16 protein-coding genes and 1 tRNA gene are annotated in these 25186 nt (G+C 71.8%); 12 read left to right on the top strand and 5 right to left on the bottom strand.

Annotated elements, in window-relative coordinates; genetic code table 11:
* Positions 1-7: 7 nt before the first annotated feature.
* Entirely contained in the window at positions 8-1069 is a 1062-nt protein-coding gene (purM, locus tag G495_RS0101865) for a phosphoribosylformylglycinamidine cyclo-ligase (RefSeq protein WP_028586416.1), read from the bottom strand.
* 93 nt (positions 1070-1162) lie between these two features.
* Here purM and G495_RS0101860 point away from each other — a divergent pair, with 93 nt between their 5' ends.
* From G495_RS0101860 to G495_RS0101830, 7 genes are all read left to right on the top strand, one after another.
* Positions 1163-1456, top strand: coding sequence for a hypothetical protein (locus G495_RS0101860; protein ID WP_028586415.1), 294 nt, complete (start codon positions 1163-1165; stop codon positions 1454-1456).
* 26 nt (positions 1457-1482) lie between these two features.
* Positions 1483-2505, top strand: coding sequence for an AmmeMemoRadiSam system radical SAM enzyme (amrS, locus tag G495_RS0101855; protein ID WP_028586414.1), 1023 nt, complete (start codon positions 1483-1485; stop codon positions 2503-2505).
* A gap of 162 nt (positions 2506-2667) precedes the next feature.
* Positions 2668-2744: transfer RNA gene (locus G495_RS0101850), tRNA-Pro, on the top strand.
* A gap of 155 nt (positions 2745-2899) precedes the next feature.
* Positions 2900-4138, top strand: coding sequence for an efflux RND transporter periplasmic adaptor subunit (locus tag G495_RS17090; protein WP_169734342.1), 1239 nt, complete (start codon positions 2900-2902; stop codon positions 4136-4138).
* A gap of 7 nt (positions 4139-4145) precedes the next feature.
* Positions 4146-7232, top strand: coding sequence for an efflux RND transporter permease subunit (locus G495_RS0101840; protein ID WP_028586413.1), 3087 nt, complete (start codon positions 4146-4148; stop codon positions 7230-7232).
* A gap of 474 nt (positions 7233-7706) precedes the next feature.
* Positions 7707-8696 carry an HD-GYP domain-containing protein gene (locus tag G495_RS0101835; protein ID WP_035250459.1) on the top strand — a complete coding sequence of 330 codons (990 nt, stop codon included), beginning with the start codon at positions 7707-7709 and terminating at the stop codon, positions 8694-8696.
* Between the two features lie 149 nt (positions 8697-8845).
* The gene (locus G495_RS0101830; protein WP_028586411.1) at positions 8846-9568 is read left to right on the top strand and encodes a TrmB family transcriptional regulator; all 723 of its coding nucleotides are present in this window, start codon (positions 8846-8848) and stop codon (positions 9566-9568) included.
* 200 nt (positions 9569-9768) lie between these two features.
* Here the strand turns inward: G495_RS0101830 and G495_RS17085 are convergent, their stop codons facing one another.
* From G495_RS17085 to G495_RS20085, 3 genes are read right to left on the bottom strand one after another with little or no spacing between them, the layout of a single operon-like run.
* The gene (locus G495_RS17085) at positions 9769-11118 is read right to left on the bottom strand and encodes a mechanosensitive ion channel family protein (RefSeq protein WP_051444963.1); all 1350 of its coding nucleotides are present in this window, start codon (positions 11116-11118) and stop codon (positions 9769-9771) included.
* A 13-nt stretch (positions 11119-11131) separates the two neighbouring features.
* Positions 11132-12166, bottom strand: coding sequence for a response regulator (locus tag G495_RS20090; protein WP_051444962.1), 1035 nt, complete (start codon positions 12164-12166; stop codon positions 11132-11134).
* Positions 12163-16095 carry a PAS domain S-box protein gene (locus G495_RS20085; protein ID WP_051444961.1) on the bottom strand — a complete coding sequence of 1311 codons (3933 nt, stop codon included), beginning with the start codon at positions 16093-16095 and terminating at the stop codon, positions 12163-12165. Before G495_RS20085 ends, G495_RS20090 begins: the two co-directional genes overlap by 4 nt.
* Before the next feature lie 519 nt (positions 16096-16614).
* Between G495_RS20085 and G495_RS22715 the strand changes: the two genes are divergently transcribed.
* The 5 genes from G495_RS22715 (at position 16615) to G495_RS0101790 (ending at position 22492) form a co-directional block, all read left to right on the top strand.
* A complete protein-coding gene (locus G495_RS22715; protein WP_169734341.1) occupies positions 16615-18231 on the top strand; it encodes a methyl-accepting chemotaxis protein in 1617 nt (538 codons plus the stop codon).
* A gap of 101 nt (positions 18232-18332) precedes the next feature.
* Positions 18333-19796, top strand: coding sequence for an MBL fold metallo-hydrolase (locus tag G495_RS20080; protein ID WP_156939542.1), 1464 nt, complete (start codon positions 18333-18335; stop codon positions 19794-19796).
* Positions 19793-20314 (top strand): ribosome biogenesis factor YjgA, encoded by a 522-nt coding sequence (yjgA, locus tag G495_RS21520; protein WP_028586409.1) that lies wholly within the window; start codon positions 19793-19795, stop codon positions 20312-20314. The genes G495_RS20080 and yjgA overlap by 4 nt, the downstream gene beginning before the upstream one ends.
* A 181-nt stretch (positions 20315-20495) precedes the next feature.
* The gene (locus G495_RS0101795; RefSeq protein WP_028586408.1) at positions 20496-21896 is read left to right on the top strand and encodes an NAD(P)/FAD-dependent oxidoreductase; all 1401 of its coding nucleotides are present in this window, start codon (positions 20496-20498) and stop codon (positions 21894-21896) included.
* Between the two features lie 83 nt (positions 21897-21979).
* Entirely contained in the window at positions 21980-22492 is a 513-nt protein-coding gene (locus G495_RS0101790) for a hypothetical protein (protein ID WP_028586407.1), read from the top strand.
* 317 nt (positions 22493-22809) lie between these two features.
* On the opposite strand, the gene G495_RS0101785 is transcribed toward G495_RS0101790, so the two are convergent.
* Complete coding sequence (locus G495_RS0101785) at positions 22810-25137, bottom strand: methyl-accepting chemotaxis protein (RefSeq protein WP_028586406.1); 2328 nt, start codon at positions 25135-25137, stop codon at positions 22810-22812.
* Between the last annotated feature and the right edge of the window lie 49 nt (positions 25138-25186).

Here is a 25186-nt window from a genome sequence, read left to right as displayed (position 1 = left end):
CGGCGCGCTAGCAGGTTTCGGGGAAGTGGACCACCACCTGCTCGGTGTCGTCCTTGGTCATGCGCTCCACCGTGCCGATGACCCAGGCCCGCTCCTGCATGCCCTCGGCGCGGGAGACCACGTCCAGGGCCGCGTCCTCGGGTACGATGAGGATGTAGCCGATGCCGCAGTTGAAGATCTGGAGCATCTCCGGCCAGGTCATGTTCCCGGCCTCGCGCAGCCAGGGGAAGACCGGGGGCATGCCCCACGAGCCGAAGTCGATATGCGCCGCCACGCCCCGGGGCAGCACGCGCGGGATGTTGTCGTAGAACCCGCCGCCCGTGACGTGGCACATGCCGCGCACCTCGATCTCGCGCATCAGCGCGCGCACGGTGGCGACGTAGATCTTGGTCGGTGCCAGCAGCGTCTCGGCCACGGTGGCCTCCTGGCCGGGGAAGGTGTCCGAGCCCTTGAGCCCGGCGGCGGCGGCCAGCTTGCGCACCAGGGAGTAGCCGTTGGAGTGGACCCCCGAGGAGGCCAGGCCCACCAGCTTGTCGCCCGGGCGCACCGCCGAGCCGTCCACGATGCGCGCGTTGTCCACCACGCCGACGCAAAAACCGGACAGGTCGTATTCGCCAGGGGCGTAGAAGTCGGGCATCTCGGCGGTTTCGCCGCCCAAAAGCGCGCATTCGGCCTGCTTGCAGCCCTCGACCACGCCTTCGAGCACCTTGGCCGCGCGCTCCACGTCCAGCTTGCCCGTTGCAAAATAATCAAGGAAGAACAACGGCTTGGCGCCCTGGACCAGAATATCGTTGACACTCATGGCCACCAGGTCGATACCGATGGTGTCGTGGACATCATACTCGAAGGCCAGCTTGAGCTTGGTGCCCACGCCGTCGGTGGACGCCACCAGCACGGGCTCCTCCATGGCCGAGGTGTCGAGCTTGAACAGGCCGCCGAACCCGCCGATGTCGGTGATCACACCGCCGGTGAAGGTCGAGGCGACCATGCTCTTGATGCGCGAGACGAAGGCGTTGCCCGCGCCGATGTCCACCCCGGCTTCGGTGTAGGCCTTGCTCCTGTCGGTCATGGGGAACGCTCCTTGCATAGGAAATCCGGTCAACGGGTCGTCGAGGGGTGGGTTATAAGGGTTTCGGGCCCGTTCTTCAAGGGAGTATTTTTCATGAACAATCACGGCTTATTCCCCTCCGGCGGGCGCTTGCGGGCCCTGGCGGCGGCCCTGGCCCTGGGGCTGGCCCTGGCCCCGGCCCAGGCCCAGGCGGGCAACGCCACGGCCCCGGACAGGCCGCCCAAATCTTTCGGCACCGGCGGCGAAAACATCCAGATCGGCCGCGACCCGGAAACCGGGAACAACGTCATGCGCGTGGGCCCCGCGCCCCGGCCCGAGCAGCCCGAGTACCAGGTGCCCCCCGTGGAGGTCCGCCCCGAGGTGCGCTGGCCGCCCAGGAAAAAGTGACCCCGGCCCGGGCCCAGGGAGGAGACATGCACCCGGCCAAGCTCTGGAAGCCCCTGGCGGGCGGCAAGGTCCAGTGCCGCCTGTGCAGCCATTACTGCGTGCTGGCCGACGGCGGGCGGGGCCAGTGCGGCGTGCGCGTCAACGACGGCGGCGCGCTGTTCACCCTGGTGGCCGACCGCGTGGCGGCCCTGGCCGTGGACCCGGTGGAGAAAAAGCCCCTGTTCCACTTCCGCCCCGGCACCACGACCCTCAGCCTGGCGACCATGGGCTGCACCATGAGTTGCACCTTCTGCCAGAATTTTTCCCTCTCCCAGCCGCCGCGCGCGGGCGAGCCCGTGCAGGGCCGACCCGCCGACCCCGCCGCCCTGGTGCGCGCCGCGCGCGACCACGGCTGCGCCAGCCTGTCCTATACCTATTCCGAGCCCACGGTGTTCTTCGAGCTGGTCCAGGCCACGGCGGAGCTGACCCGGGCCCAGGGGCTGGACAACATCCTGGTCTCCAACGGCTTCATGAGCCCGGAGTGCCTGGAGGCCCTGGGCCCGCTGGTCCAGGCCGCCAACATCGACCTCAAGGCCTTCTCCGAGGAGTTCTACCGCGAAATCTGCGGCGCACGCCTGGCCCCGGTGCTGGACACCCTGCGCCGCATCAAGGCCCTGGGCTGGTGGCTGGAGGTGACCACCCTGGTCATCCCCGGGCTCAACGACTCCGATGCCGAGCTGGCGGCCATGGCCGGGTTCATCGCCACGGAGCTGGGGCCCGACGTGCCCTGGCACGTGTCGCGCTTCCACCCGGACCACCGCCTGCGCGGGGTGCCCGCCACGCCGCTGGCCACCCTGGAGCGCGCCTGGCGCCTGGGCCACGAGGCCGGGCTGCGCTTCGTCTACCCCGGCAACGTGCCCGGCCACGACGCCGAGTCCACCCGCTGCCCGGGCTGCGGCGCCGTGCTGCTGCGCCGCGCGGGCTTTGCGGTGCAGGACAACGTGCTCTCCCACGGCCCGGCGCGCGGCCACTGCCCCGAATGCGGCCTGCCCGTGGCCGGGGTCTGGTAGCGGACGGGCGAGCCCGGGCCGCGCGCCCGCAACGCCCGTGCCCCGCCCCGGGCGCCCCCGGAGCGCGCCAGGGCCGCCGCCGCGCCGCAGCACCGCACGGCGCCAGCCGCCGCCCCGCGTCTTGCCTTGGCGCCCCCTTTCCGGTACGACACCCTCTCCCGTCGGGGCGTGGCGCAGCCTGGTAGCGCGTCAGCTTTGGGAGCTGAATGCCGGAGGTTCAAATCCTCTCGCCCCGACCAGATTTGCGCGGGTCGCGGCCGGGGCCGTGGCCCGCTTTCCTGTGCCCGGGAAACCGGGACGGGTTGCCCTGCCGCGATTCGTCAAAACTTCCCGGCGCTGACCGGAAACCGCCTTTTCCCACCATTCCAATCCATTTGACGCCCTCTCGGCGCCTGTGCATAGTCTGTCTGCACAATCCATCCACGCCACGGCCCGCACGGACCAGCCCACGAGGATTTCCACACCGATGCACAGCCCCACGCCCAGCTCCCGGCCCCGACGGGCCGCACGTCCGGCCCTTGTCCCGCTTCCTGCCCTCGTCCTGCCCGCGCTGCTGGCCCTGGCCCTGGCCGCCCTGGCCGCAGGCTGCAAGGACGGCGCCCCGGCCCAGGGCGGCGCCCCCCGGCCCGTGACCGTCGCCGTGGCCCAGGCCCAGGCCCGGGACGTGCCCCTGGAGCTGCGCGCCGTGGGCACGGTGCAGTCCCTGGCCTCGGTGGCCGTCACGCCGCGCACGGGCGGGATGATCGTGGCCCAGCACGTGGCCGACGGGCAGCTGGTGGCCGAAGGCCAGCCCCTGTTCCAGATCGACCCGCGCCCGGTGCAGGCCCGGCTGCGCGAGGCCCGGGCCCAGCTGGCCCGCGACCTGGCCGCCCTGGAGCAGGCCCGGCGCGACATGCAGCGCCAGCAGGACCTGGTGACCCAGGCTGCCGTGAGCCAGGAGCAGTTCGAGCGCGCCCGCACCGAGGAGGACAGCCTGTCCGCCACGGTGGAAATGAACCGCGCGGCCATCGAGCGCATCGAACTGGAGCTGGAATACACCGACGTGCGCGCGCCCATCTCCGGGCAGGCGGGCAAGGTTCTCGTGCAGCGCGGCACGGTGGTCGAGGCCGACAAGGGCACGCTGCTGCTCATCAACCAGGTCTCGCCCATCGCCGTGGACTTCGCCGTGCCCGAGCAGCATCTGCCCGCCGTGCGCCAGCGCCTGCTCCAGGGCCAGGCGCAGGTGCTGGCCGCGCCCACGGGCGACCCCGGCCCCGCCGAGGCCGGAACCCTGGCGGCCATGGACAACGCCGTGGACAAGGCCACGGGCACCATCGGCCTGCGCGCAGTGTTCGCCAACCCCGCCGGGCGCCTGTGGCCCGGGCAGTTCACGCGCACGACCCTGGTGCTGGGCGTGCTGCCCCAGGCGGTGGTGGTGCCCTCGGCGGCGGTGAGCGTGGGCATCGACGGGCCGTACTGCTACGTGGTCGCGGACGGCGTCGCCCAGCTGCGCCCGGTGGAGCTGGGCCCCGTGCTCGACGGCGAGACCGTCGTCACCTCGGGCGTGGCCCCGGGCGAGACGGTGGTCACCCAGGGCCAGATCCGCCTCAAGCCCGGCACGCCCGTGAGCCCCGCCCCCGCAGGCCAGAGCTGAGGCCGCCATGAACATCTCGCGCATCTTCGTCGAACGCCCGGTGATGACCACGCTGCTCATGCTCGGGCTGCTGGTCTTCGGCCTGTTCAGCTACACGCTTTTGCCCATCAACAACCTGCCCAACGTGGACTTTCCGACCATCGAGGTCTCGGCCTCGCTGTCGGGCGCCAGCCCCGAGACCATGGCCTCGTCCGTGGCCTCGCCGCTGGAAAAGGAGTTCTCGGCCATCGCGGGGCTGGAGTCCATCACCTCCGAAAGCACCCTGGGCTCCACGCGCATCACCCTGGAGTTCGCGCTCTCGCGCAACATCGACGACGCGGCGCTGGACGTGCAGGCGGCCATCTCCTCGGCCATGCGCGCCCTGCCCGACGACATGAACACCCCGCCGTACTTCCGCAAGGTCAACCCGGCGGCCTCGCCCATCCTGATGATCGCCGTCAGCTCGCCGACCCTGCGCCTGTCCGAGGTCACGGAATACGCCGAGACCATCATGGCCCAGCGCATTTCCATGGTTTCGGGCGTGGCCCAGGTCAACGTCTACGGCTCGCAGAAGTACGCCGTGCGCATCCGCGTGGACCCCGAGCTGGTGGCCGCGCGCGGCATCGGGCTGGACGAGGTCCTGGCCGCCGTGCAGCGCGCCAACGTGAACCTGCCCACGGGCACGGTGGCGGGCCCCGGGCGCGAATACACCGTGCGCTCCTCGGGCCAGCTCATGGACGCCGAGGCCTTCCGGCCCCTGGTGGTCAGCTACATGGACGGCTCGCCCGTGCGCCTGGGCGAGCTGGCCGTGGTCGAGGACGGCGTGGAAAGCGAGCGCCGCGCCAACACCTTCGACGGCGACCCGGCCATCATCCTGGCCATCTCGCGCCAGCCGGGGTCCAACACGGTGCAGATCGTGGACGACGTGCTGCGGCTCATGCCCTCGTTCCGCTCGCAGATCCCGGCCGCGGTGGACCTGGAGGTCATGTACGACCGCTCGCAGACCATCCGCGAGTCCGTGGCCGACGTGGAGTTCACCCTGTATCTGGCCGCCGTGCTGGTGGTGCTGGTCATCTTCCTGTTCCTGCGCACCCTGCGGGCGACGATCATCCCCAGCCTGGCCCTGCCGCTGTCCATCGTGGGCACCTTCGCGGTGATGTACCTGGCCGGGTTCAGCCTGAACAACATCTCGCTCATGGCCCTGACCCTGTCCCTGGGCTTCGTGGTGGACGACGCCATCGTCATGCTGGAAAACATCGTGCGCCACAAGGAGATGGGCAAGCCCACCCTGCGCGCGGTGCTCGACGGCTCGCGCGAGATCAGCTTCACCATCGTGTCCATGACCGTGTCCCTGGCGGCGGTGTTCATCCCGGTGCTGTTCATGGGCGGCATCGTGGGCCGGCTGTTCAACGAATTCGCGGTGACCATCTCCAGCGCCATTCTCATCTCCGGGCTGGTCTCGCTGACGCTTACGCCCATGCTCTGCCGGCTCATCCTGCGCGACCACGCCCGCGCCCGGCACGGCGCGCTGTACATGGCCATCGAGCACGGCTTCGAGGCCCTGCGCCGGGGCTACGAGGCGACCCTGGACGCGACCCTGCGCCACCGGGCCCTGGCCATGGCCCTGTCCCTGGCCATCCTCGGGTTCACGGGCTGGCTGTTCGTGGCCGTGCCCAAGGGCTTTCTGCCCAGCGAGGACCAGGGCCGCGTGGACGTGTCCACCGAGGCCGTCGAGGGCACGTCCTTCGAGGTCATGCGCGAGCTCCAGCGCAAGGTGGACGCCATCGTCGCCGCCGACCCGGCGGTGGAATCGACCATGTCCGTGGTCGGCTCGGGCGGGCCCAACAGCAACACCAACGCGGGGCGCGTCATGGGCAAGCTGCGGCCCCTGCACGAGCGCGACGCCAGCGCCGACGAGGTGGTCGCCCGGCTGCGGCCCCAGCTGGCCGACATCCCCGGCATCATCGCCGTGCCGCGCAACACGCCCCCGGTGCGCATCGGCGGGCGCACCACCAAGGCGCTGTACCAGTTCACCCTGCAAAACCCCGACACCGAGGAGCTCTACGCCCACGCGGCGCAGTTCCTGGCGCGCATGCGGGCCATGCCCCAGATCCAGGACGTGGACAGCACCATGCAGCTCAACACCCCGCAGCTGCGCGTGCAGATCGACCGCGACCGCGCGGCGGCCCTGGGGGTCAGCCCGCGGCAGATCGAAAACACCCTGGCCATGGCCTACGGCTCGCGCGAGGTGTCCACCATCTACGCGCCCACCAACGACTACAAGGTCATCATGGAACTGGCCCCGGACTTCCAGCGCACGCCCTACGCCGTGAGCATGCTGCGCGTGCGCGCCGACGGCGGCGCGCTCATCCCCCTGGACGCCGTGGCCGACCTGTCCCTGGACTCGGGGCCCTCGTCGGTGTCGCACACCCAGCAGATGCCCTCGGTGACGCTGTCCTTCAACCTGGGCCCGGGCCAGTCCCTGGGGCCCACGGTGGCGGCCATCGAGGCCCTGGCCCTGGACACCCTGCCGCCCTCGTTCAACTTCAGCTTCCAGGGCACGGCCAAGGCCTTCCAGGACTCCATGGCCGGAATGTGGATGCTGCTGCTGCTGTCCATCGTGGTCATCTACATCGTGCTGGGCATCCTCTACGAGAGCTTCATCCACCCGCTGACCATCCTCTCGGGCCTGCCCTCGGCGGGCGCGGGCGCCCTGCTGACCCTGGCCGTCTTCGGGCGGGACCTGGACATCTACGGCTTCGTGGGCATCATCATGCTCGTGGGCATCGTCAAGAAAAACGCCATCATGATGATCGACTTCGCCATCGCCGCCCAGCGCGACCAGGGCCTGACGCCCCTGGAGGCCATCCGCCAGGGCGCGCTGATCCGCTTCCGGCCGATCATGATGACCACCATGGCCGCGCTCATGGGCGCGCTGCCCATCGCCCTGGGCATCGGCGCGGGCGGCGACGCGCGCCAGCCCCTGGGGCTGGCCGTGGTCGGCGGGCTGCTCATCTCCCAGGTGCTCACGCTGTACTTCACGCCGGTCTACTACACCTACCTCGACGCCGCCCGGCGCCGCATGGACCCGGCGCCCCGGGAGCAGGCCGGGTAGCGCCCGCCCGCAGGGGCGGGGCGGGCGCGTACCGAGCGGCGGGATGTCGCCTGCCCGCTCGGCGCGGGCCCGCTTCGTGGCGCGGGCAGCGCCCCCGCCACGCCTCGGGCGACCGCGCAGCACCCCCACACGCAGGAAGCGCGCCACGCAGACCAGGGCGGAGCAGAACGCGTGCGACATCGCCCAGTTGCGTTGCAACCCATGCCCAGCAAGGCCTCCCGGGTATTTCCCCCTGTACAAATGGTGGAAACCCCTATATACAGACATCGCGCTCTGGGGTATGGTGATAGTTTGGCCCAGGCGCACCGGGACAAACGGGAGAAACGCCGCCCGCCGCCCACGGCGGGCTCCGCATACCGACCAACGCAAGGAGCAGGCTGCCCCCCCAGGGCAGCGCAGCACCCGGCGCGCCGCGCCCGGGCGCTCTCCGCGTTCGCCGTCTTGCCGTTTCGGCCCCCTCCCCAGCGAGAAACCATGCACGAGCCCTTCGACCGCCCCGGCCTGCGCCAGGACCGCTATTTCGCCGTATCGCCCCTGATGCTGTTCCCCGGCAGACAGGGCGGGTTCGACGTATTCCTGCTGCGCGACGGGGAGTTCGTGCTCTACACCCGCGCCTGCGAGCGCTTCACCGCGCGCCACCGGGCCGCCCTGCGCGAGAATGGCGTGGCCGAGGTCTACATTTCCTGCGAGCAGGAGCCCGCCTACCGCGCCTACGTGGAGCACAACCTCGGCAAGACCCTGCTGCACGAGGACGCCCCCCTGGAGGAGCGCGCGCGCATCGTCCACGACTGCGCGGTGGACATCGTGCGCTCGGCCTTCGAACACCGCCTGCCCGAGGCCCTGGCCCGCCAGCAGAACATCGCCCGGGTCATGGACTTCGTGCGCGAGGCCATGGCCTTCCTGTGCGCCGGGCAGTCCTTCCAGACCCTGGCCCAGCTCGTGTCCCACGACTACCGCACCTTCTCGCACTGCGTACACGTCTTCCTCTACTCCTCGGCCATCCTGCAAACCTACGGCACCGACCGCGAAACCCTGGTCCAGACCGGCATCGGCGCCATGCTCCACGACATCGGCAAAGTCCTGGTCTCCCACGACATCCTGAGCAAGACCGGCGCCCTGACCCTCACCGAGCGCGCCGTCATCAACACCCACCCCCAGAAGGGCGTGGCCCTGTGCGCCGGGCTGCCCCTGTCCCAGACCGCCCACAACTGCATCCTGCTGCACCACGAAAAGCTCGACGGCTCGGGCTATCCCGCCGGGGCGGCGGGCGAGGCCATCCCCCTGCCCGTGCGCGCCGTGACCATCGCCGACATCTACGACGCCATGACCACCAACCGCCCCTACAGCAAGGCCATGAACCCCTTCCAGGTGCTGCGCATCATGCGCGACGAGATGTTCGACGAACTGGACATCGAGATGTTCAAACGCTTCGTGACCATCCTCTCCGGGGCCCGGATCGTCTAGCCCGGCCGCCTTCACCCTCCCTCCCGTGACGCTGCCCGCGCAGCCGCTGCCCGCACAGAAAACCGACTGCCCCGAAGTCGATTTTCCAGCAAAGGCATTGACATCCTCCGCCTCCGGAGAGTAGTAGTCCCAAAAGGAACCACTACCGCATGGACTGCATCGACGCCCTCAACAGGTTCGGCCTGACCCGCCAGGAGGCGCTGATGTACGTGACCCTGCTGGGCCACGGGCCGCAGACGGGGTACGAGGCCGCCAAGCGGGCCGGGATATCGCGCTCCAACGCCTACGCGGCCCTGGCCGGGCTGGCGGAAAAGGGCGGGGCCATGAGTTCGGGCGGCGCGGCCAGGCGCTTCAGCCCCACGCCCCGGGGCGAGTTCCTGGCGCGGCTGCGCGCCGCCAGCGAGGCCGCCCTGGCCCTGCTGGAGCGCGAGCTGCCCGAGCGCGCGGACGAGGAGGAGCCCTACCTCACCGTGTCGGGCCATGCCAACGTGGTGGACAAGATGCGGGCCATGCTCGGGGCGGTGCGCAGCCATGTGTACGTCTCGGCCCACAGCGCCGAGGCCGCCCATGTGGCCCACGAGTTGGCGGCCCTGGCGGCGCGCGGGCGCAAGACGGTGCTGCTGTGCGACGCCGACCCCGGCCTGCCCGGGGTGCTGGTGCACCGCAAGGCCCGGGAGCGCGGGCACGTGAAGATCATCGCCGACACCGCCGCGGTGCTCACCGGGAGCCTGGAGCCCAAGGGCTCGGCCCAGTGCCTGTATTCGCGCAACGGCCACCTGGTGCGGCTCATGCGCGAGGCCTTCCTGAACGAGCTGGCGCTCATCGCCCGGGAGGGCGAGGCGGCGCCGCCCGGGGCGGCAGGGCAGGAGTAGACAGGATTTTTCGCCACCGCCGGATGCGGCGGCTGGCGGCAGACAGTTCGGCGGGCGGACTCTGGCAGGCTCCGCATCGCCGGGCACCTCCGTGCAGAGGGCCGGCTCCGGATTGGCCGGGGCCGGCCCTTTCCTTGCGTGGCGGGCCGGGCCTGGGCGCGCGGGCCATGGTTCGGCCTGGACGGTGCGCCCGCGCGGGGTCAGGCCGGGTCGTCCCCGCCCCGGCTCCGCTCCGGAGGGCCCTGAGGAGCCGCAGCAGCCCCCGCGCCGCCGGGGGCGAAGCCGGACACCAGGTGCAGGTCGCGCTGGGGAAAGGGAATCTCCACCCCTGCGGCGCGCAGGGCGTCCAGCACCGCCAGCCCCACCTCGCTGCGCACGTTGCCCACGCCGTTTTCCGGGTCGCCGACCCAGAAGCGCAACTCCAGGTCCAGCGCGCTGTCGCCAAAGCCCCGGAACAGCGCCCGGGGCTTCGGCGAGGCCAGCACGCGCGGCACCCCCGCCGCCGCCTCGGCCATGAGCGCCAGCACGCGGCGCACGTCGGGCGTATTGTAGCTCACGCCCACGGGCAGGCGCAGGCGCACGTTGTTGTCGGAAAACGACCAGTTGACCACCTGCCCGGTGATGAGGTCCTCGTTGGGGATCAGGTATTCCGTGCCGTCGCGGGTGACCACGGAGACAAAGCGCGCCCGCAGCTCCTTGATGGCCCCGTAGACCCCGCCGACCTCGATCACATCGCCGGGCTTGATGGACTTGTCCAGCAGCAGGATGAACCCGCTGACGAGGTTGGAGAAGACCTTCTGCAGGCCGAAGCCCAGGCCCACGCCCACGGCGCCCGAAAAGACCGTGAGCGCCGTCAGGTCCACTCCCACGCTGCCCAGGGCGATCATGAAGGCCAGCACGAACAGCGCGACGCGCACCACCTTGCCCAGCAGCACGCGCATGGAGGGCGTCATCTCCGTCACGCCCTGCATGCGCCGCTCCACCAGCTCCGAGGCCCAGGCCCCCAGGCGCATGAGCACCGCCAGCACGACGCCCGCCTTGGCCAGGGTCAGCACCGTCATGCGCGCCCCGCCCAGGTCCAGCCCGAAGCCGTCCAGCCAGGCCAGCACGGGCGAGAGCACGCCCGCCGTCTCCAACGCCACGGCCACCAGGGCCACGACGGCGGCCAGCCGCCCCCACAGCCGCGACAGCATCACCGACCCCAGGAAGCGCACCAGCACATAGGCCAAAAGGATGGTGCCCGCCGCCTTGAGGCCCGCCCCGGGCAGCCCGGCCCCGGCGAACGCCGCGCGGGCCCCCAGCACCAGCACCATGCCCGTGGCCCAGGGCAGCACCTGGGCCAGGGCCCGGGCCACGCGCGCCACCGGGCCCGGCCCGCCCGGGAAGCGCACCTGCATCTGGGCCACCAGGGGCCGGGCCAGGGCCCAGCCCGCCACGCAGCACGCGGCCACGGCCACGGCCTGGGCCAGGGCCGTCCAGGCCAGCAGGTGGGTGCGGGTCCATTGGACGAGGAAATCCGTCAGTGCGGGAAGCACGTCGTGCAGCGGCATGGGGCTCCTCGGCTCAGGCGGGAATGCGGACCAGGAAACCGGCGCCCGGGCCCGGGGCGAGCTCGACGCCCCCGCCCACCTGGGCCGCCAGCCCGTGCACCAGCTCCAGGCCCAGGGTGCCGCTGTTGCGCACGTCCAGCCCTGGAGGCAGGCCCACGCCGTCGTCGGACACCGCCAGCTCGTAGACACCCGGGGCCCGGCCCAGGACGATGCGCACCCGCCCGGCGCGCCCGCCCGGGAAGGCGTGGCGCAGGGCGTTGGTCAACAGCTCGGTGCAGATCAGGCCCATGGGCATGGCCTTATCCGGCTCCAGCTCCAGGTCCGGGCAGTCCAGGTCCAGGATCAGGGCGTCGGGCACGGCGTAGGCCCGGCGCACGGCGTCGGCCAGGCTGCGGAAATAGTCGCGGGCGTTGATGGAGTCCAGGTGCCGCGAGCTGGACAGCGCCTCGTGGACCTTGGCCACGGAGAGCACCCGCCCCCGCACCGCGCGCAGGGCGTCGGCGCAGGCGCCGCTTTCGCAGCGCATGCCCTGCAGGGCCAAAAGCCCGCAGATCATGTTCAGGTTGCTCTTGATGCGGTGGTGGATCTCCTTGAGCTGCAACTCGCGGTCCACGGCCTGGGAGCGCAACCCGGCCATGACCCCGGCCATGTCGCGCTCCACGGCCTTCTTTTCCAGGGCGATCTCGATGGCCGCCTTGATCTGGTCGTTCTGGCTGGGCTTCAATATGTAGCCGTAGGGGCGCACGGCCTTGGCCTGGGCGATGTGGCTGTCGTCGCCGTAGGCCGTGAGCAGGATCACCGGGGTGTCCAGCTGCTCCTGGATGGTGGCGCAGGCGGTGATGCCGTCCATGGCCCCGGGCATGACGATGTCCATGAGCACCAGGTCCGGCGCCAGCTCGCGCACCAGGCGCACCGCGTCGGCCCCCGAGGAGGTCTTGCCCACCACCTCGTAGCCCAGGGCTGCGAGCATGTCCTCGAGCTGGGTGATGATGATCGCCTCGTCGTCGACCACCAGGATCCTGTTGGCGCCGCCGTCGGGAGGGGTCATGGGGTTGCTCCTTCGTCTTGCCGTCTGAAGGTGATCCATACGCGGGTGCCGCCGCCGGAGGTGACGTCCAGGCTGCCGCCAAGCTGGTAGCGCACGATATTGCCCATGAGCTTCATGCCCGCGCTGCCCTCGTGCGCAGCCCCGGGCAGGCCCACGCCGTCGTCCTCCACGCGCAGGGCCACCGTGTCGCCTGCGCCGGGGGCCACGGCCACGAGCACCGAGCCCCGGCGCCCGCCGGGGAACGCATGCTTGAAGACGTTGGACAGCGCCTCGCTGAGCACCAGGCCGCAGGGGATGGCCTTGGACAGGGGCAAAAACGTCTCGGCCAGCTCGAAGCGCGGCGTGACGTTGCCTGCGTTGTACATCTGGGCGAGCTGCCAGGTCAGCAGCTTGGCGTAGCTTGCAATGTCGATGCTGTCAAAGCGTTCGTAGCCGTACAGTTGCAGATGGATCATGGCCATGCTGTGGACCTTGGACTGCGTGTCGCGCATGATCTCCCGCGCGCTGGGGTCCTCGATGCGCCGCCCGGCCATGTCCAGCAGACTGGAAATGATCTGCAGGTTGTTCTTCACCCGGTGGTGGACTTCCTGGAGCAACAGTTCCTTCTCGCGCAGGGAGCGCAGGGTCTGCTGTTCGGCCTCGCGGCGCAGGGTCACGTCGCTGGACACCCCGGCCAGCCATTCCACCGCGCCGGCATCGTCGAGCACCGGGAAGGTCCGCTCGCGGACCCAGCGCACGGCGCCGTCCGCCGACACCAGCCGGTATTCGACCTCGCGCGGGCCCCGGGCCGGGCGGAGATAGTGGGCCGCCAGGCGCCTGCGGTCCTGCGGGTGGACCCGGGCCAGGAACCCGGCGGGATCGCGGAAGACCTCCTCGCGCGGGCCCACCAGGCGCTCGAAGGCCGGGCTCAGGTAGATGAGGGTGCCCCGGTCCGGGCTGGTGATCCAGAACACGTCCTCCACGGTTTCGGCGATGATGCGGAACTTGCGCTCACTCTCGCGGAAGGCCTGCTCCACATGCCTGCGGGCGATGGCGTTGCCCAGGATGTCCGCCGCGGCCATGAGCGCCTCCAGTTCCACGGGCATCCAGCGCCGGCCCCGCGAGCAGTCGTCGAAGCCCATGAAGCCCCACCACTGGTCACGCACGAACACCGGCACCACCGCCAGGGACAGCACGCCGTGCAGGCGCACCAGGGCCTGCTCGCCGGGCTCCAGATCCTGGGCCAGCCTGTGGAAGGGCCGCTTGGCGCCCAGCACGGCCCCCAGCTCGCGCAGGTCGGCCTCGTCGTAGCGCAGGCGCCGCAGGCGCGCGGCGTCGGGCCGGGGCGGGGCGGCCGGGGCGGCCCAGTCCACGAGCAGCTCCATGCACAGCCGCCCGGCGTCGTCGCGCACGTTGCGGAACAGGTAGGCCCGGTCGGCCCCGGCGGCCACGCCGAAGGTTTCCAGCACCGTGGCGATGGACCCGCGCCAGTCCGGCTCGCGCAGGAACTTCTCCGCCGCCAGGCTCACGGCCTCGAGCACCGCGTCGCGCCGCAGCAGCGCTTCCTCCATGAGCTTGCGCTCGGTGATGTCCTCCACCACCACGAAGCTGTGGCGGTGCCCGCCGCCCTCGTCCAGGATGCGGCTCACGGTGACGTTGGCCCACACGACCTGGCCGTCCTTGCGCAGGTAGCGCTTTTCCATGGAGCAGTCGGGCATCTCCCCGCGCAGCATGGCCTGGTGCAGCGGCAGGTCGGCGGGCAGGTCGGCGGGCAGGATCACGTCCTGGAAGCGCAGCCCGGTCAGCGCGGCGCGCGGGTGGCCCAGGATGGCGCACAGCCGGTCGTTGACCTCCAGGAACCGCCCGTCCAGCCCGCAATGGGCCATGCCCACGGCGGACTGCTCGAAGGTCGCCCGCAGGCGCGCCTCGCTGTCCAGCAGCTCGCGCTGGGCGTTGCGCTCGGCGGTCACGTCGCGCGAATACAGGGCGTAGCCGCCCACGGCCCCCGCCTCGTCGAACACCGGGGACACCTCGCGCTCGAAGAAGCGCCCGGCCCCGGCCTCGGAGTACTGCACGGGCCCGCCCATCTCGCGCACCTGGGCGAAGACGCGCTCGCCGGGCGGGCGCATTCCGGCGCAGGCAAAAGCGCTCACCGGGCGGCCGATGATCTCGCCGGGCCGCCGCCCCAGGGCGTCCGCCGCGTGGCGGTTCACGGCCTGCACCGTGCCGTCCAGGGCCAGCAGCAGCACCTGGTCGGGGATGGCGTCGAACAGCGCACGCAGGGTGCCCTCGCGCCGACGCAGGGCGTTCATGGCCGCCAGGCGGCGCTCCTCCACGGCGATGGCCGAGCCCACCACACCCAGCAGCCAGCGGTCCTCGTCGCCGGGCTGCTCGTCACGGGCGTAGACCACGCACAGCGTGCCCAGGCGGCTCTCGCCGATGGCCACGGGAACGCCCAGGTAGGTCATCAGCCCGTAGCGGCGCACGTTGGGGTCGGTCTCGGCGAAGCGCGAGTCCTGGAGGTTGCGGATGAGCAGCGGCCCGGCGTCGCCCAGCCGCGCCACCTCGGTGCAGATATGCCCCCGGGCGTCGCCCCGCAGTTCGAGGTCCGCAGGCGCGTTCCAGGCGCCCGCCACCTCCAGGGCATCGCCTTCGATGCGGCTGTAGAGGGCGCAGGCGCCGTCGAGCATGGCGCCGCACAGGCCCACCAGGGCCTGGATGTTGCCCACCGGGTCGCTGCCGAAGTGCAGCAGCGTATGGTTCAGGCGCTCCAGGCGCGCAAGCATCCTGCTGGGGCGGGTGATGTCCGTGCAGACCCCGAGCACCGCCCCGGCGCCGTCGTGGGTCAAAAAGGGCATGGCCGCGCACTGGAGCACGCGGCGGGCGCCCGAGGCGTCGATGAACTCCAGGGCGGGCTCGGCCACCGGGCGGCCCGTCTTGAGCACGCGGCGGTCCACCTCGGCCAGCCCGCCGTGGGGGGGGCACAGCCCGGCCCCGGGGCCGCAGGCCGTCAGGGCCTGCACGGTGGTGCCGCAGGCCTCGGCCATGGTCCGGTTGGCCAGCAGATAGCGGCCCGTGCCGTCGCGGGCGTAGATCATATGCGGCACCAGGTCGATGACCTGGCGCAGGCGCTGCTCGCTCAGGGCCAGCTCGTCGCGGGCCAGCTTCAGGCCGGTCAGGTCCGCCAGGAACAGCAGGCTCGCCGGGGCGCCCTCCCAGTCGATGCGCACGCCCGAGGCGCCCACCCAGCGGGTATGCCCGCTGCGGGCCTGCACCCGGAACATGGTCTGGCCCGGGGCCGCCCCCGTGCGCAGCAGCGCGTCGCGCAGGGCCCCGACCATGTCCCGGTCGCCGGGGAGCACGAAGTCCAGCAGGTCGCGGTGGCGCAACTCCTCGCGCGAATAGCCGCACAGCGCCTCCACCCAGGGGTTGGCGAACAGCAGCCTGAAGTCGCGCACCACGAGCACCCCCACGCTGGCGCGCTCGAAGATGGTGCGCAGCTTGCGTTCGCTCTCGCGCAGGGAGCCGTCGGTGGCGCGGATGTCGGTGATGTCCTGGAGCACGCCGACCACGTAGCGCCGCCCGGTGTCCGGGTCCACGTGCAGGCTCTTGCGGGCCACGATGTGGTGCGTGCGCCCGCCCCAGACCACGCGCGCCTCGTAGTGCTGCGACTCCCCGCCGGACAGGACCTGCTCGTCCTTCGCCCACAGGAAGCGCACGTACTCGTCGTCGTAGAAGTCCGCGTCGCCCTTGCCCAGCAGCTCGTCGCGTCCGTGGCCGAGCACCCGGCAGGCCGCATCGTTCAGGTAGACCCAGCGGTGGTTTTCGTCCTTGACGAAGACGGGGGTGTCCAGGCTGTCCAGGGCGGCGGACAGCCCAAGGCCAGCGCCGCCGCCCGCGCGCGCGCCACCGTGCCGCTTTGCCCCGGAATCCTTGTGCCGTGCGCTCAAATCCACCCCTTCGGCCCGTGGTCGGGCCCTGGTCGTCCCCTCTCCCTAACCCACTCCCCCGGCCAAGGACAAGGGCCATGAAAACGCCGGGACTTCCGGGCCCGGGGCGCCGCTCCCCGTGGGGACTCCGGGCCCGCCCCCGCCCCCTCGCGTGCGTCCGCGCCATGGCCCTGCGGGGACGGACAAATTCGATAGCTGCTTCGCGCCGCACCCGCGCGCGCACCCGCCGAGGGCCCCTCCCTTCCTCTTTTGCGCCCTTTGTCCGAATCGCCACCGCTTCGCGCACACCCGCGACATGGTCAGGCACGCAGGCGTACACCCCGCCGCGCCCGCGTGCGGCCCGCCAGCCCGGCCACTGGCCCTGTTTTTGCTTTTCCCGTTCCGGTCCCATCTCTTCATCAGGAGTCTCCCATGCCCCGCAGCCCGCTTGCCCCCTGCGTTCCCTTCCTGCCCGCCGCCCTCTGCGCCGCGGCCCTGCTGGCCGTTGCCGCCTCCGGGCCCGACCCGGCCTCCGCAGCCATGACAAATATGCAAAGCGCCCTGGCCGCCCAGCGCTCCTGGACCCTGGCCCTGGGCGCGCTGACCCTGGGCGCGGCCCTGCTGGGCGCGGCCTGGGCGGCCCTGGTGGCGGCCCGGCAACGGCGGGCCCTGGACGCGACCCGGGCCCGGCTGGCCGCCCTGCTGGCCCCCGGGGGGCCCGCAGCGGCGGGCGATGACAATTCTGTCCCGGACCTGCCCGGGTTCGATGCCATTTTTGTCAGCATCCGCCAGCTGCTTCAAGACCGGGAGGCCCTGGCCGGGAAGGTCCGGGCCCTGGAGGCCAACCTGGCCGCCGAGGTCCGGCGCCGGGAAGACCTGGCCCGGCGCGCCGAGGCCTCGCGCTGCCAGAGCCTGCGCAGCGCGGCCGCGACCCTGGGCGCGGCCATCGCCGACATCCACGGCAGCGCCGCCGACCTGGAATTCGCCGCCCAGAGCGCGGCCCGGGGCGCCGGGGAGCAGCGCCAGCTGGCTGCGGAAACCGCCACGGCCATGGAGCAGATGAACGCCTCGGTGGCCCAGGTGGCCCAGGGGGCGGAATCCGCCGCCCTGGCCGCCCAGCGGGCCATGGAGCAGGCCCAGGCCGGGGCCGGGGCCGTGGAAGAGACCGTGGGCGCCATCCAGGCCGCCCGCGAGCGCACCGCCGAGCTGGGCGCCGTGGTCCAGGGCCTGGGCACCCAGGCCGAGAACATCGGGCAGATCATCGGGGTCATCAACGACATCGCCGACCAGACCAACCTTTTGGCCCTCAACGCGGCCATCGAGGCCGCGCGCGCGGGCGACGCCGGGCGCGGCTTCGCCGTGGTGGCCGACGAGGTGCGCAAGCTGGCCGAAAAGACCATGGCCGCCACCCGCGACGTGGGCACCCAGATCGAGGGCATCCAGCAGGGCGTGGGCCGCACCCGCAGCGGCATGGAGCAGGCCGCGCACCTGGTGGGCCAGGCCACGGACGTGGCCCGCCGCTCGGGCGACATGCTGGCCGCCATCGTCGGCCTGGCCGGGGAGAACGCGGGGCAGATCCAGTCCATCGCCGCCGCCGCCACCCAGCAGTCCGCCGCCAGCGAGCAGGTCACCCGCGCCGTGACCCGCGTGGAGGCCATCTCGCGGCGCACCGTGGAAGACATGGACCAGTCGGCCCGGGCCCAGGAGCGCCTGCTGGCCCGGGTCCACGAGCTGGGGGGCCTCAACGGCGCCTTCGAGCTCATGGGCAGCGGCAAGGTCCAGGAGCTGATCACCGCCCTGGCCGCCTCGGCGGACGTGTTGTCCTTCGAGCCCGCCCGCCAGGAGCGCGCCCTGCGCCAGGCCGTGCAGGCCGCGCCCTTCGTCGAGCTGCTCTACCTCACCGACGCCCGGGGCATCCAGCCCGTGGCCAACGTGCCGCGCCCGGGCCGCGAGAGCCCCGAGGACGCCCGGGCCCGGGGCCGCGACTGGTCCTCGCGGCCCTGGTTCACCGCCGCCATGGCCCTCGGGGGGCTGGCCATCTCCGAGGTCTACGTGTCCCAGGCCTCGGGGCAGCGCTGCCTGACCGTGTCCATGCCCCTGCGCGGGCCCGGCGAGGCCGTCCTCGGCGTGGTGGCCGCCGACGTGACCCTGGGCTAGCCCCCGCGAGCCCCGGGCCCCGGGCCCGCCGGAACTCCTGGACTCGGGCGGCCAACTCGGCTATCCGGGCGCCCAGGGGTTTCCGGACCCCGGGAGGACGAGTGACCGACCACCGACCGACGCAGCCGCAATGGGAAATGCTCCCCGGCGCGCTGGACACGGCCATGCTGGCCTTTGCGCGCCGCCCCGGCGTGCTGCGCTGCAACACCTACCTGCTGCGGACCCCGGAATACGCGCTGGTCATCGACCCGGGCGCCGACCTGGCCCAGGCCCGGGCCGTGGCGGACGCGGCCCGCGCCCTGACCCGCGAGCTGCCGCGCCAGGCCGCCCTGTGCCTGACCCACTGCCACCTGGACCACTGCGCGGCGGCGGGCACGCTTCTGCAGGCCCTGCCCGAGGCCACCGTGGTCTGCCACAGCGCCGGGGCCGAGGCCCTGCGCCGGGGCGACGCGGACCTGACCCTGGCCGCCCTCACGGCCCTGCCCATCCCCGCCCTGGGTGACATCCACGCCCTGTTCGCCGGGCCGGGCCCGGCGGGCGTGTCGCGGGCCATGGACACCCCCGGCGGCGGGCTGCGCTCCCTGTCCATCCCCATCGGCCCGCGCGACGCGCTCCAGGTCTACCACACCCCCGGCCACAGCCCCGACAGCGTGTGCTACCGCGTGGGCGGGGCGCTGTTCGCGGGCGACCTGCCCTTCGCCACCGGCCCGGGGCTGGTGGCCCTGCCCGGATGGGACGGCGTGCAGCTTGCGGCCTCGCTGGAGAAGATCCTCTGGCTGCTGGACCACTGCAACGTGACCACCGTGCTGCCCGGCCATGGCCGGGCCCTGGAGCGCGGCGAGGCCCGCCGCGTCATGGCCGACATGCTCGACGGCCTGCACGGCCATGCGCAGCTCACCACGCCCCGGCAGGACACGGCCTTTCCCGAGGCCCTGCTCGAAGCCTGCGCCGCGCTGCTGGACGAGGCCGGGGCGCCGCAGGCCCCGGGCCTGCCCCAGGCCCTGCCCGCCCGGTCCGCCCTGCCCGGGCTGCACCTGCGGGCCGCGCGCCTGGCCCGCGAGCTGGACCAGGCCCTGGCCGCCCCGGGAAGCGAGGAGTGGCCCGGCGCCCGCGCCGCCCGCCGCGCCCGGCGCAGGCTGGGCGATTTCCTGTGCGCGCTGCACGGCTTCCGCTTCGCCGACCACGCCGGGCCGGTCGAGGTCAACCACGCCGTGGCCACGCTGCTGGCCGCCCTGGGCTCCGGCGAACGGCTGGCGGGCTTTGCCCTGGGCTTCGCGCACAGCCCCGCGGCGCCCCGGGCACGCATGGACCCCGAGGTGCTGGCCGACCTTGTGGAAACGGCCCTGGAAGCCTACAAGGACTGCGGGGCCAGCGGCGCCACCGTGGCCGTGCACGTCCGGGCCGACGCCGTGGCCGTGGCCGTGGAGCCCGATCCGAATGGCACGGCGCTGCCCGGCCCCTGCGCCGACTACCTGCGGCTGGCCATGCAGGCCTACGGCGGCGCCTTCGAGGCTGCCCCGGGCCGCGCTACGCTGCTCATGCCCCGCGTGGGGGAGGACCAATGATCGAAGCCGAAGACTACGACCGCAAGAGCAAATCCCAACTCAAGCGCGAGATGCACGAGCTCCAGGCCCTGGGCGAGGCCCTGTGCGCCCTGTCGCCCGAGAAGATCGCCAGCCTGGGCCTCGCGCCCAAGCTGGCCGAGGCCGCGCTGTTTTCCAAGACCCTCACCGCCCACGAAGCCCGGCGGCGCCACATGCAGTACATGGGCCGCCTGGTGCGCGAACTGGCGGGCGACGCCGACAGCGAAGAGATCGCCGCCCTGCGCCGGGCCATGGACGACCTGGACCACCGCAAGCGCGGCGCCGACAATGCCTTCCACCAGGTGGAGGACTGGCGCGACCGGCTGGTGGCGGGGGAATTCGCCCTGGTGGAGGAGATCGCCGCCGCCCTCCCCGGGCTGGACCGCCAGCACGCCCTGACCCTGGCCCGCAACGCCGCCCGCGAGGCCGCCAAGGCCAAGCCGCCCAAGTCCAGCCGGGCGCTGTTCCGCTATCTGAAGAGCCTGGACGAGCAGGGCTGACCCCCCGGCAGGGCCGGGAACACCCCGGCAGCCCACCGTGCAGGACGGCCCCCCCCGCCGCCAGGTCGGCGGGGCGGGCCGCCCCTTGCTTTCCTGCCCGACCTGTGCAACGTATCCTCAAGGGTTTTGCGCGCGAATTTCCGGACGCGCCCCCCCGCAAACCCTTGTGGAGCATCCGTTCATGGCATCCAAGAACCCCGGCAAGAACTTCGACGTCATCATCGTCGGCGGCGGGCCCGCCGGCCTTTTTTCGGCCTGGTACCTGGCCAGGAATTCCCGGCTCAAGGTCCTGGTGCTGGACAAGGGCAAGGCGCCCCTCAAGCGCCACTGCCCCATCGGCCACGGCCAGGAATGCGTCAAATGCAAGCCCTGCAACATCCTGTCCGGCATGGGCGGGGCGGGCCTGTTCTCCGACGGCAAGCTGAACTTCATCCCCATCCTCGGCAAGACGGACCTGACCCAGTTCATGCCCCTGGCCCAGGCCCAGGCGCTCATCGACGAGACCGAGGCCGTGTTCAACGCCTACGGCATGGACGGCCAGGTCTTCCCCACGGACATGAACGCCGCCCGGGCCATCCGCCGCGAGGCCCTGCGCCACGGCGTGGACCTGCTCATCATCAAGCAGAAGCACCTGGGCTCGGACAACCTGCCCGGGCATATCAACGCCATGGTCGAGGACCTGCTGGCCATGGGCGTGACCGTGCATACCTCCGAGGAGGTCAGGGACGTGCTGGTGGACGAGGGCCGGGTCACCGGCGTGCTCACCAAGCGCGGCGGCTACTACGCGCCAAACGTCATCCTGGCGCCCGGGCGCGTGGGCGCGGAGTGGGTGGGCCGGGTGGTGCAGGCCCTGGACCTGCCCGTGACCCAGCGCGGCATCGAGGTCGGCGTGCGCGTGGAGGTCCACAACGATATCATGAAGGACCTGTGCGAGATCGTCTACGACCCGACCTTCTTCATCCGCACCCGCAAGTACGACGACCAGACGCGCACCTTCTGCACCAACTACGGCGGCTTCGTGGCCCTGGAAAACTACCAGGACTTCGTGTGCGTCAACGGCCACGCCAACATGAACCTCAAGAGCGAGAACACCAACTTCGCCTTCCTGTCCAAGGTGGTGCTCACCGAGCCGGTGTCCGACAACCAGGCCTACGGCGAGTCCATCGGGCGGCTGGCCACGCTCATCGGCGGGGGCAAGCCCATCCTGCAGCGCTTCGGCGACCTGCGCCGCGGGCGGCGCAGCACCTGGGAGCGCATCAAGAACAGCTACATCAACCCGACCATGAAGGACGTGGTGCCCGGCGACATCGCCATGGCTCTGCCCGAACGCATCGTGACCAACCTCGTCCAGGGCCTGGAGCAGCTCAACTACGCCGTGCCCGGCGTGGCCAACGACGAGACCCTGCTCTACGCCCCGGAGATCAAGTTCTTCGCCACGCAGGTGACGACCAGCGCGCACCTGGAAACGCCCGTGGCCGGGCTGTTCGTGGCCGGCGACGGCCCGGGTGTGGCCGGCAACATCGTCTCGGCCTCGGCCACGGGGCTCATCCCGGCCAAGGAGATCGTGCGCCGCGCGGGCTGAGCCCGCCGGGCCGCCCCCGGGCCCCAGGCCGCAGCAAACCCGGGCCGCGCGCCCGCAACCGCAACCCCCGAGGAGGCCCGCCCGTGCAGCAGCCCACCGCCCCCATGTTCAAGGCCATGCTCGAAGCCACCGAAGAGGCCCGGGCCATCGCCCTGGAGGAAATCAAGGAACTGCGCAAGGATCTCGCGGCCCTGGAGCGCATCCTCGCGGGCCGCGCCAGGGACGACGACTTCCCCCTGCTCGACGTGGCCCACGGGGCCCTGGAGATCTTCCGCACGGCCAGCGTGGTGCTGGACAACCAGCGCCTGCTGGCCGGGATGCAGGACGCCGTGGACCGCGCCCTGGCCGAGGATTTCCTGGCCGCCAACGGCGCGCGGCTGCTGCGCGAGCCCGAGGGCTGGCACTGGTTCTCGAACAAAGGCGTCATGCGCCACCTGGGCCCCGGCGACGACCCGACGGGGGCCGCCGCGCGCCTCAAGCGCCACCTGCCGCGCGCCGCCGCCGCCACGCCCGACGAGGCCGAAGCCGCCGGGGCCGGACCGGCCCCGCAGCCCAAGGCCCCCAAGGCCGCACCCAAGGCCAAACCGGAACAATAGCCCCGGCGGCGCCCGCGCCACGGGCCGAAACGGCCACTGGCCCCGGATTCGCTCCGGGGCCAGTGTTTTTTCGCGCGTTCGCGCGCGCCCGGCCCCCTGGCCATGAGGGTTGCAGGGATTCGGTACGGTGTTTTTTTGCGCGCCGGACGGCGGGCCCCTGCCCTGTCCCGCGCGACCTCCCGCGACAGGCCCGCCTGCGGGCCCCGCCCCCCCCCGCGCCCACAAACGAAAGGCCCCGGAACGCATCCGGGGCCTTTTGCTTTGCTGTGTCTGAGCCTGCGCCAGCGCCGGGCCGCAGCCCCGCGCCCGCCTCCGCGCTAGGCGTCGCGCATGGCGTCGATGATGGCCTTGAGGTCGGCGGCGATGCGCGCCAGGTCGTCGGTGGCCCGGCGCGACTCGCCCATGGCCTGGGCCGTCTCGGTGGCGATCTGGTTGATCTCGCCCGTGGCGCGGCTGATCTCCTCCGACGCGGCGGACTGCTCCTCGCTGGCCGTGGCAATGGCCCGCACCTGGTCCGCCGTGCGCTCGATGAAGCCCACGATCTCGCGCAGGGCCTGGGCGGACTCGGCGGCCATGCCCGTGGACGCGTCGATGGACTGCGCGGCCTGCTCGGTGTTGCGCACGTTCTTCTGCGCGCTCTGCTGGATGGTGCGGATGGAGGCGCCGACCTCCTGGGTGGCGGCCATGGTCTTCTCGGCCAGCTTGCGCACCTCGTCGGCCACCACGGCGAAGCCCCGGCCCGCGTCGCCCGCCCGCGCAGCCTCGATGGCCGCGTTGAGCGCCAGCAAATTGGTCTGGTCGGCAATGTCGTTGATGACGCCGATGATCTGCCCGATGTTCTCGGCCTGGGCGCCCAGTTCGGCCATGTCGCTCTTGAGCTGGGCGGCGTTCTCGTGGACCTGGCGGATGGTGCCGGTCATGCGCTCGACCACCTCGGCCCCGGCCAGGGCCCGGTCGCGCGATTTGTCGGCCAGGGACGCAGCCTCGGAGGCGTTGCGCGCCACTTCGAGCACCGTGGCGTTCATCTCCTCCATGGCCGTTGCGGCCTCGGAGGCGCGCTCGCGTTGCAGGTCCGCCCCCTGGGAGGACTGCTCCACCTGGGCGGCCAGCTCCTGGCTGGCGTCCACCACCTGCTCGGCCACCACGTCGGCCCGGCGCGCGGCCTCGCCGATGGTGGTGTTCTTCTCCTCCACCAGCCGCTGGGTGCGGCGGATGTCCGTCAGGTCGAAGAACACCAGGAAAGCGCCCATGGGGGTGCCGTCCAGGTCGCGCAACGGGGCGGCGTCGTAGCGCACGACGATCTCGCGGCCCTTGGCGGTGGTCACGGCCAGCTCCTGGTCGCGCACCTCGCGGCCCTCGCGCAGGCACCGGGCGGCGAGGCTCTCGTGGCCCGGGGCGTTGTGGATGAGCAGCGACGGGTCCATGCCCAGGGCCTGGCTCACGCTCTCCGTGCGCCCGAACAGCTCCAGCAGGGGCGCGTTGACGAAGGTCAGCCGCCCCTCGGGGTCCACGACCATGCACGGCGAGGTCATGCCCGCCAGCACACCCTCGGCGAAGCCCAGCTTGCGCTTGAGCTCGCCCACCATGTGCGTGATATGCCCGGCCAGGTTGTGCATCTCGTGGCGGAAGACCCCGGAGAGCGCCGCCGAAAGGTTGCCCTCGGCCACCTCGCCGGAATAGGCCTCGATGGCCGCCAGGGGCCGGAACACCAGCCGCCGCAGCATGAACACCAGCATCCCGGAGACGAGCAGGACCATGCCCAGCCCGACCCCGGCCAGGATGCCCCGCTGCTGCAGGGCGCCCGCCGCCAGGTCGTCCTCGTAGACGCTCATGCACAACAGCCAGCCGGTGGTCTCGTTGCGGCGCACGGTCATGACCTTGGCCCGGCCCTCCCACTCGTAGTTGATGACCCCGCCGCCCTGCTCCATGGCCTGGCGCACGAAGCCCTGGTCGGACAGATCCTTGAGCAGCAGGTCCTTGTTCACGGCGTGGGCGATCATCACGCCCTTGGGGTCGAACACGAAGCCGTAGCCCTCGCGGCCCACGCGCACGGGGTCGATGAAGCGCTGGGTGAAGACCTCCCAGCGCGGAAACACGGCGATGCCGCCAAGCAGCGAGCCGTCCAGGTCGCGCACGGCCTTGGCCACGCCGAAGATGAGCATGGTGCCGTCGCCGCTGGCGGCGTTGAGCACCGTCTCGGTGACGTAGACGTCCTTGCCGCCCAGGATGGCCTGCACGTAGTCGCGCGAGGCGCGGTCCCCGCCGGTCATGTCCACGCCCTTGGCGTTGGTGCCGGCCACGATCTTGCCCTTGGTGTCGAAGGTGAACATGGCCCAGTAGTCGGGCTCCACCTCCATGATCTCCTCGAAGGTCTTCTGCGCGCGCGAGGCGGAAAAGCCCGGGGACAGGCTGTTGGTGATGTTCTTCTGCTTGGCCAGGCCCTCGACCTTGCCCATGGCACCCTGCATGTAGGAATCCAGGGCCTTGGCCGCCAGGTCCACGGACTGGTCGGACATCTGCACCCCCAGGTCGCGGGCCACCCGATAGGTCGAGGCGCTGACGTACAGGACCAGCCCGGTGATGGCGGCGACCACGACCAGCGTGGCGATGAGCGAGACCTGGGAATTGATGCTGCGCAGTTTCATGGAGTTCCCCTTTGCGAAGGTGGCGTGGTCCTGGCCGGTGCGGGTGGCC

The sequence above is a fragment of the Desulfocurvus vexinensis DSM 17965 genome, assembly GCF_000519125.1.
Classification (GTDB): domain Bacteria; phylum Desulfobacterota; class Desulfovibrionia; order Desulfovibrionales; family Desulfovibrionaceae; genus Desulfocurvus; species Desulfocurvus vexinensis.
The sequence above is the reverse complement of the archived record's forward strand: the minus strand, read 5'-3'. Positions and strand labels throughout refer to the sequence as shown.